Here is a 17969-nt window from a genome sequence, read left to right as displayed (position 1 = left end):
AAAAAATGAAAATTGGACAGGCACAACATGGAAGATGCGAGCAGTCTATCTATCCAGCGACATAGGTGCAGCACTAGTGGGGTAAAATAGCGGCTCAGGGTGTTATAGCGTTAAATGACCGCACCTGATGTGTCTTTTACGATATTGTCAGGCATAGCAGTTCCCGGATTTCAGATTGCTGTCCGCTGAGTGTGCCAGAAAGGGATTGATAGCAATAAGTCAGGCTGTGTCGCGATGGGCGCGTCGGCTAAAAAGAGTGGTGTAACGCGCTTCGAATTGAGTAGCGCGTATTAGCAAGTCCTGCTGGCTGAGATTAAGTCGCCGCAGGATGGGCGGCAGTTGTCTTTTAATGGCGCCGCGTTTTTCAGGACGGATAGTACGACCAGTATAGTCCACCAGTTGCAGATAGTCGTGTAGGCTGAACTGAATACCGTGTTGTTGCTGGTCAACCAGCGCGCCCTCAAAGTGAAGCAGTGGCTTGAGCGGGTGGCCGAAGTGATGCAGATTGCCTTGACGAGTTTGTTCGGTAATAGTGTGTGCTAAATCGAATGTGGGCGTCAGCCGCTCTTTGATGCTAGTGTAGTCTGAGCCTTCCGGTGTTTCGGCGATATTGGCGCGTATAGGGTTTAAGTCGACATAAGCCATGCAGGATAGCAGCGCCTCTTCAGTCAGCAGTGCCTGAGATTTGAATCTGGCTTCCCAGAAGTGGCCACTGCAGCCGTCTTCCTGATTGGCTTGGCGGGCAATGGGCTCGTTAAGGCATTTCATAAACCAGCTGAGGCTGGTAAGGCGCTGGCGGTATACGTCAATACAGCTGTGAACAGTATCGAGCTCAGCTGCACTGAGCGCACCACCGGCAAGATAACGCTGCACCAACAGCGTCCCTTTGTGAAGACTGGTCCAGCGCAACAACACGTCTTGTGTGCTCCAGTCTTTTGCCTCTTGCGGATGAAGCTTAACCACTATGTGTAAGTGGTTGGACATAACCGCATAGGCACAGATGTCGATAGCAAACAATGAAGCCAGCAGTCGAATGCGCTGCTCAATCCAGGTCCGGCGGTGCTCAAAGCTTTTGCCGGTATCGGTGTCAATGCCACATAAAAAAGAGCGGCGCACACAGCGGGATACGACATGGTAGTAGGGTGTGTCCTCGATGGCGATAAGGGCTTTGCGGGGTCTGGGCATACCACACCTGGTTACTGTTTAAATATACAGTAAAACTAGTTGCAGATTGGCAGGCTGTCAAGATTTTGATGGTTGTGCCTGTCCATTACTTTTCCCGTTTTGCCTGTCCATTACCTTTCTCCTTTTGGTTATCAGGGCTGCGCCAGCAGCTCTTTTTTAATAGTACATGCTACGCATGCGGCATAACATAAAGATATACCGCCAAAAAGTGCAGTATGCTGCCGGTGAGGACGAACAGGTGCCAGATCATATGGTGCAGATACAGGCTGCGCCAGATGTAAAACAGGACACCACCGGAGTAGGCGAGGCCACCGGCCAGCAACAACCACATTGCCGGCGCAGGCACGTTGGCCAGCATTGGTTTAATCGCCACGACGACTATCCAGCCCAGCCCCAGATACAGCGCCAATGACAACTTTTTATATTTAAGGCCGGTGGCAAGTTCTAACACCACGCCGACAATAGCGATTAACCAGATTATAGTAAATAACGTCAAGCCCCAGTCACCGCGCAGGCTTATCAGGGTAAAAGGCGTATAGGTACCGGCGATTAAAATAAAAATAGCGGCATGATCCAGCTGGCGCAGCCGGTATTTAATAAGCGGGTTGTGAATGCTGTGATACAGCGCTGAACTGCTGTACAGCAAAATAATACTGCTGCCATATATCAGGGCGCTGGCCAGCTGCCAGTTATCACCGTAGCTCAGGCTAAGGCGCAGCATCAGCACCAGACCCACCACGCCCAGTATTGCGCCAATGGCGTGACTGAGTGCATGCAGCTGTTCTTCGAGCAGGGTATACCGGCTTACACTGGACATAGCTTTTTCAGTTTCAATAACTAACAATGTTGAATATGGAGCATATCTTAACAACAACCAGCCTCAGGTAAACAACAACCTTAGCCTAAACGGTAAAAGCATTGGTATTTACCGGCAGCGGCGGTAAACTGCGTTTTTCAGCAAAACAGTCCAGCACCGCTAGTCTTATGCCACTACTTATAATTCTGGGTTATGTCTGGCCCGAACCCAACTCTTCTGCCGCCGGCAGCCGCATGCTCAGCTTAATTAAACTTTATCTGAGCTACGGCTGGCAGGTGCAGTTTGCCAGCCCGGCTGAGCTGAGCTCGCATCGTTTTATGCTGGCTGAGCTTGGTGTAGCTGAGCAACAGATTAACTTAAACTGCGATAGTTTTGATAGCTGGATAGCGAGCCAAAACCCGCAAGCGGTGCTGTTTGACCGGTTTATGCTGGAGGAGCAATTTGGCTGGCGGGTAGAACAGGCGTGCCCGGCTGCGATGCGTATTCTGGATATGGAAGATTGTCATGCGCTGCGTCAGGCCAGGCAAAGCTGTCATACTTTACACCGACCGGTTGACGCTGAGGCGCTTAATTCTGAGCTGGCACTGCGGGAAATTGCCGCCATTTATCGCTGTGACATAACACTGGTAATTTCTGAGGCAGAAATGCAGATACTACAGCGGCACTATGGCGTGCCTGCGACGCTATTGTGTTATTGCCCTTTCTGGTTAGATAAGCTGCCGGCGACTGACAGCCCCGGCTTTAGCGAACGCCAGCATTTTATTGCCATTGGCAATTTTCGTCATGCACCAAACTGGCAGGCGGTGTTGTGGTTAAAACAACAAATATGGCCACAGATCCATAAACAGCTGCCAGCTGCTGAACTGCATATTTACGGTGCCTATCCGCCCCCAAAAGCCACGGCATTGCACAACCCGAAACAGGGCTTTTTAGTCAGAGGCTGGGTTGAGGACAGCGGCCAGGTGATGCGTCAGGCCAGGGTATGTTTAGCACCACTGGCATTTGGCGCTGGCTTAAAGGGTAAGCTACTGGAAGCAATGTGCCACGGTACGCCCAGTGTTACCACGGCGATTGGTGCTGAGGGTATGAGTATTGACAGCGGCTGGAGTGGCGCCGTTGCTAACGATAGTGCTGCTATTGCCAAGGCGGCGGTAGCGTTATACCAGGATGCGCAGGGTTGGCAACAGGCGCAGCAGCAGGGCTATAAGATACTTAACAGACGATTTGCACCACAGCAGGCGCTGCGGGTCTGGCGGCAGATGGAGCAGGTACGGGCAGATCTGGATAAACAGCGTCAGGCTAATTTTACCGGGTTAATGCTCAGGCATCATGCTTATCGTAGTACTAAGTTTATGGGGCAGTGGATAGAGGCGAAAAGTAAACTGGCGCAACTTGCGCCAGTATCGGGTAACGAATAACTAACTGTTAATACTAAAGGAAGTAGTATTAACGCGAACCACGTGGTGGCCGTTGCTTGCTATCGTTAATTTTTTCAGCCCAGAACGCAGCCGCTGCACCTGGGGTGGTTTTTGCCGGTTTGGCCGCCTTGGCTTTGCTTTTTACTGCGGGTTTAGCCGCCGCTTTAGCTGGTTTTTTCTCAGCTTTGGCAGGCTTGTCGGCTTTTTCAGCCTTGGCGGGTTTTTCTGCTTTCGCTGCAGCAGCCTTGGCTTTGCCACCTTTACTGTAGCTTTGGCCTAATTCTGCCAGCTCAGCCAGACGGATGTTCTTACCACCATCAACACTGAACCAGCCCGGCTTTTGCTCCAGCTCGGGTTCTTTACCAAATTTCGCTTTGTAAGCTGCGGTAAAATCAGCGACTACCTGATCTTTATCCAATTTTGTCATGCTCGGTACCTGTGCGTGAAAATTAATCGTTGCCCGCTATTTATACATCAAAACACAGGTAATAGACAAATCTGCCTGCTTTTTAACAGTTTTTAAGTACAATAGTGCCAATAACCGACGATATTTACCGGAGACTTCTATGCTGCAACGGCAACAACTGGCCAGCCTGTTATCAGAATTGCTGCAAACCGAGCGGGTTCGCGACTATTGTCCCAATGGTTTGCAGGTAGAAGGCAAACTGGAAATCAGACGGATAGTTACCGGGGTAACGGCAAGCCAGGCACTAGTGGATGCGGCAATTAGCTGGGGCGCGGATGCCATTCTAGTGCATCATGGTTACTTCTGGAAAAACGAAGCGCCAGAGATCACCGGCATGAAGAAAAAGCGTTTACAGGCGTTATTGGCCAATGACATAAACCTGTTTGCCTATCATCTGCCGTTAGATATTCACCCTAAGCTTGGTAACAATGCCCAGCTGGGCAAACTGCTGAAAGCTGAATCAATCACACCGCTAGCAACTATTGAGCCGGTTGGGGTGCTGATGCAGGGTGATTTTATAACGCCCAGAAGGTTAAGTGAGGTAGCCGCATTGTTGCAGCAGCAGCTGAACCGGGATGTGCTGACGCATGATGCCGGCAGTAATAAGCCGGTGCGCAAGCTTGCCTGGTGTACCGGCGGCGGTCAGGGCTACATTGAGCAAGCGGCCGCAGCCGGTGCTGACCTGTTTATCAGCGGTGAGGTGTCTGAACAAACCATTCATGTTTCTCGTGAGCTGGATATTCATTTTATTGCCGCTGGCCATCACGCCACCGAGCGTTATGGGGTTAAAGCGCTGGGTGAATACCTGAGCGCTAATTATCCGTTAGAAGTGCAGTTTATTGATATCGATAACCCGGCATGAACAAAGAAACCGATCGCAGTTTTGACGGTATTGCCGCCAAGTTTCAGCGCAATATTTACCAGAGCAGTAAAGGCGCTATTCGCCAGCATGTTTTATTACGTGATTTAACCACCTTGCCCGTGTTGCAAAGCCAATGTCAGGTGCTGGATGTCGGTGCAGGGCAGGGCCAGCTCAGTCTGGCGCTGGCAAAGATGGGGCACCATGTCCATTTAACTGATATTTCCGCTGAAATGCTGGCCATTGCTGCTGAGGCGGCCGCAGCACAAGGGCTGGCGGTTTCGGGGCCGGCAGCACAATTACGTTTCAGTAAACTGAGCCTGGCCGAATTAAGCCGGCAAACTCAGCAGCAGTATCCGCTGGTACTGTGCCATGCCATGCTGGAATGGCTGGCTCAGCCAGATGCTGCGCTTAATCAACTTTACCAGTTGGTAGCGCCGGGCGGCGTATTATCACTGATGTACTACAACAAAGACGCCAAGCGGCTGAGTAATATTTTGTATGGTAACTTTGACTATGTGGCGGCCGATTTTAAGGTAAAAAAGAAAGTCAGTTTAAGCCCGCAAAATCCACTGGAGCCAGTAATGGTTGAGCAGTGGTACCAGCAAGCCGGTTTCAGTTTGCTCAGTAAAACCGGGGTGCGCTGCTTTCACGACTATCTGCAAAATCGCAGTATGCAGCAAAGTCACTTTGCTCAGCTGCTGGAACTGGAGCTTCAGTATAACCGGCAGGAGCCGTACGCCTCGCTGGGACGCTATACTCATCTTATGCTGACCAGGCGCTGATCAACAGCGCTTAGTCAAACTCAAAGCGATACAGTAAGTCTACCGCGTTATCCAGCCCCGACACGGCTTCCAGATATAAACTCTGCATTAAGCGATAACGCAGCGTAAATTCACCAATCGGCTCAAAAATGCCAATACCGTATTTAATCTGTAAATCCCGGTTTAAATAACCACTAACTGTTACCTGCGAGCTGTCGCCGGAGCCGGCAGTGTCGAGCGTAAGATCGCTTACCCCGAACGCCTCGCCAATTTCGCCTACGAGGCTGCCGCTGGACGCGATGCTCATACCAATCAGGCTGGTGGTAACCGCATTGGCGGCGCTGCCAGATTCGCTGTCCAGATCGCGGCCGACCAACAAATAGGACAGGGCATTCGCCTGCGGCATTGCCGGTTCAGAAAAAATGTTAATTTGTGGCCGGTCTGCCGGGCCGGTCACCCGGATCCCTGCTATCACGTTATCTTCCATATTGGCCGGGTTACGAATGGCTTCCACATTCAGATAAGGTTGATCCGGTGGTCCACTGAAGGTCATTTTGCCCTGGCGGATCAGTAAATCCTGGCCGTAAGAGCGGAAAGTGCCATCAACTAACCGGACTTCGCCATTAATGGTTTGTTTATTTTGCTTTTGCCGTACCTGCAGGCTGCCACGCAGCAAGGTTTCCAGGCCAAATGCATCCAGCTGAACCTTGTCCCCCAGTTCTACCCTGATATCGGCCTCAAGCGGGATAGCTGTGGCCTGTTGCTCTGTTACCGGTTCGCGTTCAGCAGTCAGAATAATGGTATCATTTGATAAGCCAATGGCATTTGGAGGCAGCTCGTCGATACTTAGCTGCGCACTGGGGATATCAATTTTGCCTGTCAGCCGGGTCAGTTTGGGGCTGGCGCTTATTTCCAGATCAGGTTTAACCTGCAACTTGCCCTGTGCAATCTGAACGCTCAGCGGATCGCCTTTCATTGCCAGTTGCGCCCGCCAGTCGTCCAGTTGCTGCCAATCAGCGTTACCTGTCAGCTTTACCTTGCCCTGTGGCGTGACAATATCACCCTGCAGATCAGCCTGTTCGCCGTTAAAATTTATCTGCAATGTGCCATCGTTAACATCGGTTGGCGCCAGTTTGCCTTTTACCCGCAGTTGTTGCAGTGCCAATTCGCCGGCCAGCAGCGGGCTTTCCACCGTGCCCTCGGCCGTAATATCAGCCGTTAGCACGCCTGCCAACTCACTGTATTCATCTAGTAAAGGTCGTAAAAATTCCAGGGTGAAGTCACTAAGCTGAACGCGGCCGGTTAATGGCCGGTCGCTGCTGCTGACATCATTAATTCCCAGCTCAGCGCTTAACTGCGCCTGTTCATTCAGACTGGCCTGCAGGGTAGCGCTTAGCTGGTCATCTTTTAACTGACTGCTCAACGTCAGCTGTTGCCAGCTTAATTCAACAGGCGGGTTCGTTTGCTCGGTTAACGCACCACTATTACTTTGTACCCTCAGCTCAACTTGCGGCGGCTGACCCGGTTGCCAGTTTGCGCTGGCGTCGGCACTGAGCTCACCACGTAAACTTACCGCAAGTGGCATAAACTCATTCAGACTGGCCAGGTTTAACTGTCGCAATTCAATATTTGCCGCCATACTTTGCGCGCTCAGCGTGGCGTCGTCGGTTAAACATAGCGACCCCGGGTCTTGCAGCCAGCAATGCTGGCTGATCTGCAGTTGTTGTTTGGCGTGGTTATAGTTTAATGCTACCGCTTGTTGCAGCTGCCAGGCGCCCAATGGACTACCTAATTCAGCACTGCTCAACTCGCCCTGCCAGATATTGCGATCAGTCAGTTGGCCGCTAAGCTCAAGATTGATATCGGATAGTGCGGATTGCAATGCCAGCTCAAGCTGATGCTGACTTTCATTGCCCGAGCCAGTGACAGTCAGCTCATCTATCTGGTAGCCTCGTACCCGGCCATCGCTGGCCCTTAGATCAAAGCTTGCCTGCAGTTGTTCTTTCACTTGTAATTGCAGCTCACCGGTAAGCTGCTCCAGCCTGTCAGCGCCATAGCGTAACGTTTTACCGTTAATACTGGCCGATAATTCCGGCTGGCGTTGTGGCCCACGAATGGTGATGTCGGCAGTTAGTTCGCCATTGGCTGAGGGCAGGCTGCTGCTTAAGTCCGCAATAGCGATTTTTGCATCCAGCTGCCACTGTTCAGCCAGTGAGCCGGTTAAGCTGATCTGGTTGTCACCATGTTGCAGAATCAGTTGTTCACTGCTGAACTGATAGCGATTGGCGGCCTGACGAAAGCTGGCCGTAACGTCGCCACTAACGTTAATGATTTCATCCCTTAGGCTGCCGTCAATCGCCAACTGGCTTAATTCAGTTTGCCAGCTGCCATCGCTACTGAAGGAACCCCTGTTTATCAGTTTGCCACTTAACTCGCCGCTCAGCTCTCCGTCAAGCGAGGGCCAGAATGTGGCGGGTTTAATTGCGTCCAGGTTAAGTTCTGCCTGCCAGCTTAGCGTTGGCGCCAACGCCACTCTGGCGTTGCCAGCGATAGTGCCCTGCAGCGTAGTAAGGTTAAAGCGGCTGAGCGTCAGCAATGATTCTGCTAACTGGTAATGGCCCTCGGCAGTCAGCTCAGTTGCTGGCACGGTGCGGTGGGACACGCCGGCATCAAGGCTAAACTGCAGCTGCTGTAAATCACCACTGGCAGTGATTTCACCGCCACTAAGTTGCCAGGCTTCAGTCTGTTCAGGCGGCCAGCTAAAAGCATCATATTGTATTGCAACGCTCAGTGGCAGCTGCGCCGTCAGTAGGGCCAGCTCCGCGTCGGCATTGGCATTGATAGTCCCGACCGCGCGGGCGTTAACTGCCAAATCAGCCAGGCTGCCACTCAGGCTGAGGTTCACTTGTTGCTCAGCCAACGGCGCCTGGTGGAATACGCTGCTCACGCGGCCACTGAGTGGATAATTGCCTTGCAGGGTAATTTCGGCGGTGGCACTGAGACTCGCTTGTTCATGGCTAGCCTGTAAGTCGAGCAACCGAATATTATGATCGCGCGCCTGCAGGCTGAAGGTGACATCTGGCAGTACTGTCTCGGTGTCCTGTTGCAGCAGGCTGGCATCGGTCAGGCTAAAGCCATTTATAAACACTGAGACGGGCAAGCTGATATCGTTTAGCTCTGGCGGCTGATAGTTAAAAGGTTCTGTTGCAGGCTCGCTGCTTTGGGCAAGTTTAATATTCAGCTGTTGCAACTGACTGTCGTTAAGTTGTACCTGTCGGCCCCATGCTTCAATAGCCGTGCTGAACCGGTTAAAACGCACAATCGTGTCGCCAAGCGTTAACTGAGCGTTGTTTAGTTCAACGTCGGTCAGGCAAAGTTTAAGCTGGAACAAGCAGGCGTTGTTGATGTCCAGTTTTAACTGTGCCAGCTCTAGTGTGACAGCGTCATCCTGCCAGCGGATATTGTCCAGTTGCATGCCACCCAGCAGGCTGCCTTTGTGTTCGCTGACAGCAAGCTGTGGCACATACTTTTCGCCCAGCCATAGTCCCAGCTTCAGACCGGTTGGCGTGTACAGCAAAATGACCAGCAGCAACACCACAACTAACAATGGCAGCAGCAACGTCCAGTTCAGCCATTTCAGTGTTTTACGCATAACCGGGCTCATAATTCAGGCCCCAGCGCAAAGTGAATTTGAAAAGCGTTGCGCTCGCCGCTGTCCAGGCCATAACCAAAATCAAGCCGCACCGGCCCTACCGGCGATCCCCAGCGAATACCCAGGCCAACCCCGCGCTTAAATTTGGGGCTGTCATTCCAGGCGCTGCCGTAATCAAAAAAGCCGGCTACCCACCAGTTACCTTTAACCCGGTACTGATATTCCAGTGAGGCGGCTGCCATATAGCGGCCACCAATCAGTTCATCATCACTATTTACCGGCGCAATGGTCTCATAACCATAACCACGAATATTATTGTCGCCGCCAGCGAAAAAACGTAACGAAGGTGGGATCTCAGTAATATCGTCAATCATCACAGCACCGGCATCCAATCGGGTAACAAACCGATGGTTGCGCTGATAACTACCAATCCAACCGGCGCGACCACGTAGTCTGATAAACGGCGTGTCAGAGCCCCAGGCGGGTTCAGAAAACTCTACTCCAAATAATAAGCGATCAGCGGAGCGAGGCATATTCCCCCAACTTTGTCTGGAGCGGCTAAAGCTGATCCCCGGCATAATCAGGCTGGAATTGGCGTCCTGATCAGCCTGAATAAAATCTTCATATAAGTAGCGTACTGACGCGGTACGATACCATTCATTGTCCAGCAACCAATGGCGTTCAAGGGCGATGTTAATTTCTTTACTGCGGGTATCGAGATTATCCCGGTTGCGTAAGCCCATTTGTAATTGGTAGTAGTCGCTGGGGGCGCTGCTCAGTGGCATCCGGTACGCTGATTCAATCGTTTGTTCAACGTCGGATATTTCAAATTTGTTTTGCAGGCTATGGCCACGATCATTTAACCAGGGTTTTAACCAGTTTACTTTCAAACGCGGACCAACCACATCAGAATAGCCAATACCGGTTTCCACACTATTGCGCAGCCTGGGTTCTAGTTTGACAATAATCGGCAGGGTATAATCGTCAATTTGCTCAGTATCACCTTCAATTGAGATTGAGGAAAACCAGTTGGTATTGGCCAGGGTCTGATTAAATTCACCCAGCTCACTAGCCAGATAAGGATCACCTGGTTTAAAAGGAATAAGAGATTGCATCCATTCATCGCGAATTTGCTGGCCACTGAACTGGACCTTGCCAAATTTGTAGCGGTTGCCACTGTCAAAATGCAGATGAATGTTGGCCTGGTTCAACTCGGGAATAACCTCTAAAGTACTGCGACTGAACTCAGCATCAAAATAACCCTTACGAAGCGCTACGCTGCGTAATTCGCTTTTTAAATTTTCATAGTTGCCGTGATGCAGCACATCACCAACTTCAGGTGCCTGGCGCCTTAACAACCAGCCGAACTGCCGGTCTTCAGTCGCATCGCCGCTAAGCTGAATATCCGCAGTGCTAATTCGGGTCGGCTCGCCAGCGATGACATCCACCTGTAGTATCGTTTTGTCAGATGTTTCTGTCAGGGTAAATTCAATTTCACTCTGGTAATAGCCCAGTGCCTGTAACGCTGTTTCAATATCTTGTTGTATTTTCAACTGAAAACGTAAAGAACCGGAAATATCCGCTTGATCATACGTAGCAATGTGGTTTTTAACATTTTGTTCCAGATCACCGCTCAGACCACGGATCTGCAGCTCAGTTTGTGCCTGAATACTGAAACTTGTCAGAAATAAAATACTTATTATGGTTCTGAATAGCGACATGCGGTTATTCTGGTATCCTGTTAACAATAGCAACTGTCGATATGTAACTGACAGGGTAAGGCTAAAATCTGTGAGAAATACTATTATGGCGTACAAGTAACGACAGTGTATACCGTCTTTACCGGATCCTGGCTTAACAAGCCTGCCATTGGCCAGGGTTTGGGTAATCCGCTAAACCTGATCTGGATTTTTCGTTATACTAGACGCCAGATACTACAGGCGGTCACAACGTAACAGCTTAACGTAAAGACGTAACTCAGGTAAAACTATAGCAAACGACCACCGTGGTATGACAACCCGATAATAAGATCGTTGCAACCGGACAAGGTGTAATTTAATGCAAAATATTGTAATAAGTGGCTCAGGGTTGTTTACCCCCAGCGCTATCATCAGCAATGCAGAGCTGGTTGCCAGCTACAACCAGTATGTCGATTTATTCAACCAGCAATATGCGAGCGAAATCAGCAGCGGCCAGTGTCAGGCTCTGGAGTATTCCAGCAGCGAATTTATCGAAAAGGCCTCCGGTATTAAAGCGCGGCATGTATTGTACAAAGAGGGCATTCTTGACCCGGCGATTATGCATCCGGTTTTTGTAAAGCGTGATGAAAACACGCCGCCGGAAATGGTTGAAATGGCCGTTGCTGCTGCCCGTGAAGCAATGGCGCAAGCTAATAAAACGGCAGCTGATATTGATTTAATTATTTGTGCCGCCTCAAATATGCAGCGGCCCTATCCGGCGCTGTCAATTGAGTTACAACAAATTCTCGGGGTCGACGGTTATGCTTTTGATATGAATGTGGCCTGTTCTTCCGCAACTTTTGCTATCAGTAATGCCGCCAATGCTATCCGCGGTGGCACCGCTAAGGTGGTGCTGGTGGTTAACCCGGAGTTTGCTTCACCGCAGGTCGATTATAAAAACCGCGACAGTCATTTTATTTTTGGTGATGTCTGTACCGCAACCATTATTGAAGCCCAAAGCAGTTGTACTGCCGACAACGCCTTTAATATTCTGGGCATGCGACTGAAAACCAGTTTTTCTAACAACATTCGCTGCGATATTGGCTATACCGAGCACTGTTTTGCCGAAACCGATCCTAAAGTACCATTTTTTAAACAACAGGGTCGCAAGGTTTTCAAGGAGCTGTTGCCCATTGTCGCAGACGTTATTCAGGAGGAGATGGCAGCCTTGAATATTGGCCCGGATCAGTTAAAACGACTCTGGTTGCATCAGGCTAATATTAATATGAATATTTTTGCGGCAAAGAAAATCCTGGGGCGCGATCCGTTACCAGAAGAGGCGCCACTGGTGCTTGACAGCTATGCCAATACCGCCTCTGCCGGTTCTATTATTGCTTTTCACAAACATAAAACCGGGCTGAGCAGCGGCGACAAAGCGGTGCTGTGCTCGTTTGGCGCCGGATACTCGGTTGGCTGCCTGATGCTGGAGCGCTGCTAAACCGGCGATGTCGAACGAACAGGCAGCAATGCTAAGGACAACTGCCTGTTTTTTGGCAATGGGTTAACCGTTATAAACGGATAACGGAATTATGGTCATACGATAGCGGCGATGGCAGATAGGCATCTGCTGCGTCGTCATTTAACCAGGTTCCGCCATTTACCAGATAGCGGAACTGATATTCCCGATCATTGTCCAGCGTTAGGCTGGCACTGAAATCACCTTTCTTACTTTTTTTCATCGGTAAGGCGCTGGGATCCCAATTGTTAAATTCGCCTAACAGGGCCACCGACTCGGCGTCTGCCAATTGTTCTGCGCTAAGTTTAAAGGTGACTTTGCAAACTGGCTTTGTCTTTAAGTATTGTTTGGTAATGCTCATGTTTATTCCCTCAATCTGGCTAGGTTGTTAGCCATTTTTAGCATGGTGCTGGTGCGATAGTGAGTACAACCAATAATACTAGCCGCAATTTATGACTGAAAAATGACCAATCTGATCACTACTGCTACCATAAATCAGTAGGGTTTAATCGGCAAATAACTTTAAGTTGTAGGGTTATAACTGGTAATCAAACAGCCGTTTTAATTATCTGGCTGTCCTGCGTTTGTAACAAAATATTATGCTGGCTGAATAATGCAGTTGTTACAAGCAGCCTGATTTAAAATGGCCGGCTACCCATCGCCTGAGGTTAAGCCCTGTTATTGCTGGCCTGAAGCTTAACCTGATGACTTTACCTCAGTTCAGTTCAGAAATTGTGCCAGTGTTAATTTGCTATTTCAGGATACAAAGATTAACAGTCGCGGCAATACAATTGCTGCAGTAACGATTATGATGCAACAAGTTAAAATTGACAGGTAGGTAAGTCATGTCGTCTTTCTTTGTAAAAGTAATACTTCCGGTAATTGTTGTCGTAATAGCCGTTGCAGCTGCAGTGGGCTTGGCGAAATTACGTCAGCCGCCGGAAAAAAACGATGAAAGCAGGCCGGCCATTCTGGTCAATGCCGCCCCCATCCAGCCAGATAATATTGTCTACCAAATTAAGTCGCAGGGCATGGTAACGCCCAAGCTGGAAACCAGTCTAATTTCTGAAGTTAATGGCCGGGTTGTCGCTGTGGCTGAGCAATTTGTTGCCGGCGGCTTTTTTAATAAGGACGATTTGCTGGTAACGGTGGAGCAAAGCGATTATCTAACCAACGTTAAAGCCGCGCAGGCCGCCCTGGCGAATGCGCAAGCGATGCTGGCAGAAGAAAAAGCCCGGGTAAGAGTAGCCGAGGAAGAATGGCGCTCGTTCACCGATGGTACCGCCCCTGCGCTGGGCTTGCGCCAACCTCAGTTAGCCAGTGCACTGGCCAGTGTTCAGTCCGCAGAGGCGGAACTGGAGCGCGCCCGGCGCGACCTGGCCCGCACTGAAATTCGGGCGCCTTATGATGGCATGGTACGCAACCGGCAGGCCAATCTTGGTCAGTTTATCAGCCGGGGCACGGTACTCGGTTCTATTGTTGGCACCGAAGTGGCTGAAATTCGTTTACCTCTGACCGATACCGATATGGCATTCTTGGCGATGCCCGGCGCGGTTGATGCAGACAGTAATAAAGTGACGCTAAGCAGTAACGTGGCTGGCCAGCAACTGGAATGGCCGGCAAAGCTGGTCAGAACCGAAGGCATGCTGGATGAGCGGAGCCGGGTAATTTATGTGGTGGCGGAAGTCACCGACCCTTACCAGCGTAACAGTCAGAGCAAGCCAGTACTCAACTTTGGCCGTTTTGTTGGCGCGACTATTCGCGGTAGCCAGGCCGAGCAGGTGGTAAAAGTGGCCCGGCATTTGTTATTACCGGGTAATCAAATTCTGGTTGTTGATAATGACAATACCCTGCAATTTCGCCAGGTCACTGTTGATCGGGCGACCAATGAGTTTGCCTATATAAAGGCCGGTCTGGAGCCGACGGATCAACTGGCTTTATCTGCTATTTCTAATCCACTGGCGGGCACGGTAGTGCGGGTAGCGGGGGCAGACAATGCTGAAGATGATAGCGCAGCGCCAACCCAGCTGGCAGATGCAGCTGCTAAAACAGCTGAAGCAGCCAAGCCAGACAGCGTGAAGGGGCAATAATATGGATACCAACACAGGTATTATTGCCTGGTTTACCCGCAATAGCGTTGCGGCAAATTTGCTGATGGCTATTATTCTGGTGGCGGGCATTGCGTCGGTGTTGACCATCAAAAAGCAGGCTTTTCCGGAAATAGAACTGGAAGTGGTGAATATCCGGGTGCCATATCTTGGTGCCGCGCCACAGGAAGTGGAAACCGGGGTAATTGATAAAATTGAACAAAGCCTGCGTGGGGTTAATGGCATTAAGCGTATTCGCTCCACTGCCGTTGAGGGGCTGGCGACTGTGCGGGTCGAAGTCGCGTCAAACTATGACGTACAGGAGGTCATGGATGAAATAAAAACTCAGGTGGGGTCTATTTCATCGTTGCCCGAGCAAACGGAGCGGCCGGTGGTGTACCGGGTCAGGTTTCAAAGCAATGTAATGTGGTTATCGTTATATGGCGATGCTCCCGAGCGCACCTTAAAGGAACTGGCCAAAGATATTCGTGATGAGATTAAAAAACGGCCCGGGGTCAGTAAGGTTGACGTGATAGCGGCCCGGGATTATGAAGTCGCCATTGAAGTATCCGAGCTGACATTAAAAGAATATGGTTTAACCCTGGATCAGGTGGTAGCGGCTATCAGGGCCAGCTCAGTCGATTTGCCAGGCGGAGCCATTCGCTCTGAAAGCGGTAATATTTTGCTGCGGACCAAAGGTCAGGCCTATAACCAGGCTGATTTTGACAATATTGTATTGTTAAAGTTTGCTGATGGCAGCCGGCTGACCCTGGGTGAAATTGCTAACGTAAATGATGGCTTTATTGAACGCAGCCGCCTTGCAACCTTTGACGGTAAAAACAGTGTGTCCATCCGGATTGACGCGGTTGGCGAAGACGATACGCTGCAAATTGCCGATACCGTTAAGCAATATGTAAAAGATAAAAAAGCCAGCCTGCCGCCCAGTGTCCAGTTAGATTACTGGGGGGATTCCAGCTACTACCTGCAAGGCCGGCTCGATTTGATGTCCAATAACTTGTTTTATGGTGTGTTACTGGTGCTGCTGGCTCTGACATTGTTTCTCGAGTTCCGGGTGGCATTCTGGGTAATGGTGGGTATTCCGGTCTGCTTTCTGGGCGCACTGGCAATGCTACCACTGCCAATGTTTGACGTGTCAATTAATATGATCAGTTTATTCGGCTTTATTCTGGTGCTGGGAATAGTGGTCGATGATGCGATTATTATCGGTGAAAGTGCCTACACCGAAATAGAGAAACGCGGTAAATCGACGGCAGCAGTTATTGCCGGTGCCAAGAAAGTCGCGATGCCGGCGACGTTCGGGGTATTAACAACCATTGCGGCGTTCGTGCCGATGTTAATGGTGGGCGGTGGCATGTCGGCTATCTGGGAATCGATTGCCTGGGTGGTCGTGCTGTGTCTGGTGTTCTCCATTATTGAATCGAAACTGATCTTACCGACCCATATTGCCAATATGGATACCAAGCCCTGGGATCCAGACAAAGGTGGCATTTATGCGGTTGGCCGTTTTGGCAGTAACCTGTTAAAGCGGGTGCGTGAGGCTGTTTCCCGCGGCTTGTTCCGCTTTATTCACAATACTTATAAACCCTTTATCGAACACTGTATTCGCTTACGTTATCTGACGATGGCGGGCTTTTTCGCCATGCTGATTTTAATGATTGGCGTGATGCAGGGCGGTTTTGTGCGCTGGGTATTTTTCCCGGATATTCCCAGTGACTTTATTCAGGCTAACGTGCAAATGGAAGAGGGCGCCTCGAACGAAGCGACCGTGCTGGCAATGCAGGAAATAGAAACTGCCTTGCTGCGGACCAACACTGAGCTGGGTCGGGAGTTTAATGAAGATGTGATTAAACACCGTCTGGTATTTTTAAACAGCGACACCGCCGGCCAGTTAGTGGTTGAGTTGGAAAAAAGCGAAAATCGCGAGATTGACGGCTTTGAAATCGCCCGGCGCTGGCGCGAACAGGTGCCGGAAATTCCAGGTTTAAAGTCGTTTAAAATTAACAGCTCAACCTCCGGCGGTGGCGGTGCCGATATTGCGCTGCAATTGCGTGGTACCAATTTGCAAAATCTGCAACTGGCAACCGAAGAGCTGAAAGCCAGATTGGCAGATTACGCCGGGGTATTTGATATTGAAGACAACCTGCTCGGTGGCAATGATGAAATTGTGCTGGCGTTAAAACCAGAAGCCGATTTACTGGGCATTAGCCTAGCTGATTTAGCCCGCCAGGTGCGTTATGGTTTTTATGGTGCTGAGGCACAGCGGCTGCAGCGCAACGGCGAAGAAATTAAAGTGATGGTGCGCTATCCGCGGGAGGAGCGCCGCTCCATTGGCGATTTAGAGAATATGCGTATTCGTACCGCCAATGGCGGCGAAGTGCCGTTTTCCCGGGTAGCCAGCTATACCATGCAACCCAGCTTCAGCGCCATTAACCGGGTAAATGGTGAGCGGGCAGTGACCATTACTGCTGCAGCAGACAAAACCCTGATTGAACCCAGTGTGGTGGTCCGGGAAATACAAAGCAACGTTATTAAAGAGCTGGAGCAAAAATACCTGGGGGTAACCGGTTCCCTTGATGGTGCCAGTCAGGACGAAATTGATGCCCGGGTTGACTTAATGAAAGCGGCGGTACTGGCACTGTTTGCCATTTATGCGCTGATGGCTATTCCGCTGAAATCCTACAGCCAGCCGTTAATTATTATGAGTGTAATCCCGTTTGGCTTAATTGGTGCAGTAGTAGGCCATATGCTGCTGGGGCTGAGCATGAGCATTATGTCAATTTTCGGTCTGGTAGCCCTGGCCGGGGTGGTCGTTAACGATAGCCTGATTATGGTCGACTTTGTTAACCGGGCCCGGGCGCAGGGTATCGCTGTCCGTCAGGCGGTGGTTGAAGCCGGTACCCAGCGCTTCCGGGCTATTTTGCTCACCTCACTCACAACTTTTGTCGGCCTGGCACCGATTGTACTGGAGCGCAGCTTACAGGCAAAAATAGTGGTGCCAATGGCAGTATCACTGGCGTTTGGTATTTTATTTGCGACGGTTATTACCCTGGTATTAATCCCGGCCTTGTATGTCATTCTGGAAGATACCAAGAAAACCGTCCCACAGGCTATGGCCAGTTTTGGCAGGGCGCTTCGCAGTTATGCCGTGTTTAATCAGCCCGATAGCCGCCGCGAATTCTGGCAGTTTTTCCTGGTGCATGTCATGCTATTACTGCTACTCCTGATCGTTGACACCATCGTTGCCAGCAGTGGCTTGCTGCCAAACGGTACCATTGCTTTGATGTATTTAATTGCGATGATCCTGCCGATAGCGGCGGCAATCTGCCGGCGACTGGTAGATTTACAGATCAGCCGCTGGTGGGCCTTGTTACTCATTATTCCCGTGCTGGGCTTTATTATTCTGTTAATAATAACTTTACAGCCAGGACGAAGTGAGACCACTGATACCGGTTTTGCAAAGCAAGCTGGTGCAGAGCAGCCGGCGTTGGGCGAAGGTGGTTTTTAG

Annotated in this window: 12 protein-coding genes; 6 read left to right on the top strand and 6 right to left on the bottom strand. The window is 50.4% G+C overall.

Annotated elements, in window-relative coordinates; translation table 11 throughout:
* Nucleotides 1–219: 219 nt before the first annotated feature.
* Together KG631_RS00380 and KG631_RS00375 are read right to left on the bottom strand one after the other, a co-directional pair.
* On the bottom strand, nucleotides 220–1185 hold the full coding sequence (locus KG631_RS00380; RefSeq protein WP_213994691.1) for a transposase: 966 nt from the start codon (nucleotides 1183–1185) through the stop codon (nucleotides 220–222).
* 169 nt (nucleotides 1186–1354) lie between these two features.
* Nucleotides 1355–2002 (bottom strand): hemolysin III family protein, encoded by a 648-nt coding sequence (locus KG631_RS00375; RefSeq protein WP_213994690.1) that lies wholly within the window; start codon nucleotides 2000–2002, stop codon nucleotides 1355–1357.
* 167 nt (nucleotides 2003–2169) lie between these two features.
* Here KG631_RS00375 and KG631_RS00370 point away from each other — a divergent pair, with 167 nt between their 5' ends.
* Nucleotides 2170–3420 (top strand): glycosyltransferase, encoded by a 1251-nt coding sequence (locus tag KG631_RS00370; RefSeq protein ID WP_213994689.1) that lies wholly within the window; start codon nucleotides 2170–2172, stop codon nucleotides 3418–3420.
* Nucleotides 3421–3448: 28 nt separating this feature from the next.
* On the opposite strand, the gene KG631_RS00365 is transcribed toward KG631_RS00370, so the two are convergent.
* Complete coding sequence (locus tag KG631_RS00365) at nucleotides 3449–3847, bottom strand: hypothetical protein (RefSeq protein ID WP_213994688.1); 399 nt, start codon at nucleotides 3845–3847, stop codon at nucleotides 3449–3451.
* A gap of 139 nt (nucleotides 3848–3986) precedes the next feature.
* Here KG631_RS00365 and KG631_RS00360 point away from each other — a divergent pair, with 139 nt between their 5' ends.
* Together KG631_RS00360 and KG631_RS00355 are read left to right on the top strand one after the other, a co-directional pair.
* A complete protein-coding gene (locus KG631_RS00360; RefSeq protein WP_213994687.1) occupies nucleotides 3987–4748 on the top strand; it encodes a Nif3-like dinuclear metal center hexameric protein in 762 nt (253 codons plus the stop codon).
* Nucleotides 4745–5530: a methyltransferase gene (locus tag KG631_RS00355; RefSeq protein WP_213994686.1), complete on the top strand. Its 786-nt coding sequence runs from the start codon at nucleotides 4745–4747 to the stop codon at nucleotides 5528–5530. The genes KG631_RS00360 and KG631_RS00355 overlap by 4 nt, the downstream gene beginning before the upstream one ends.
* Nucleotides 5531–5540: 10 nt before the next feature.
* Here the strand turns inward: KG631_RS00355 and KG631_RS00350 are convergent, their stop codons facing one another.
* Nucleotides 5541–9173, bottom strand: coding sequence for a translocation/assembly module TamB domain-containing protein (locus KG631_RS00350; RefSeq protein ID WP_213994685.1), 3633 nt, complete (start codon nucleotides 9171–9173; stop codon nucleotides 5541–5543).
* On the bottom strand, nucleotides 9170–10882 hold the full coding sequence (locus tag KG631_RS00345; RefSeq protein WP_213994684.1) for an autotransporter assembly complex family protein: 1713 nt from the start codon (nucleotides 10880–10882) through the stop codon (nucleotides 9170–9172). The genes KG631_RS00350 and KG631_RS00345 overlap by 4 nt, the downstream gene beginning before the upstream one ends.
* Before the next feature lie 337 nt (nucleotides 10883–11219).
* Here KG631_RS00345 and KG631_RS00340 point away from each other — a divergent pair, with 337 nt between their 5' ends.
* Complete coding sequence (locus KG631_RS00340) at nucleotides 11220–12338, top strand: beta-ketoacyl-ACP synthase III (RefSeq protein ID WP_213994683.1); 1119 nt, start codon at nucleotides 11220–11222, stop codon at nucleotides 12336–12338.
* A 70-nt stretch (nucleotides 12339–12408) separates the two neighbouring features.
* On the opposite strand, the gene KG631_RS00335 is transcribed toward KG631_RS00340, so the two are convergent.
* The gene (locus KG631_RS00335; RefSeq protein WP_213994682.1) at nucleotides 12409–12717 is read right to left on the bottom strand and encodes an isoamylase early set domain-containing protein; all 309 of its coding nucleotides are present in this window, start codon (nucleotides 12715–12717) and stop codon (nucleotides 12409–12411) included.
* A gap of 484 nt (nucleotides 12718–13201) precedes the next feature.
* Between KG631_RS00335 and KG631_RS00330 the strand changes: the two genes are divergently transcribed.
* Together KG631_RS00330 and KG631_RS00325 are read left to right on the top strand one after the other, a co-directional pair.
* Entirely contained in the window at nucleotides 13202–14446 is a 1245-nt protein-coding gene (locus KG631_RS00330) for an efflux RND transporter periplasmic adaptor subunit (protein WP_213994681.1), read from the top strand.
* A gap of 1 nt (nucleotide 14447) precedes the next feature.
* On the top strand, nucleotides 14448–17969 hold the full coding sequence (locus KG631_RS00325) for an efflux RND transporter permease subunit (protein ID WP_301003505.1): 3522 nt from the start codon (nucleotides 14448–14450) through the stop codon (nucleotides 17967–17969).

The organism is Arsukibacterium sp. (assembly GCF_018402695.1).
Classification (GTDB): Bacteria; Pseudomonadota; Gammaproteobacteria; order Enterobacterales; family Alteromonadaceae; genus Alishewanella.
The sequence above is the reverse complement of the archived record's forward strand: the minus strand, read 5'-3'. Positions and strand labels throughout refer to the sequence as shown.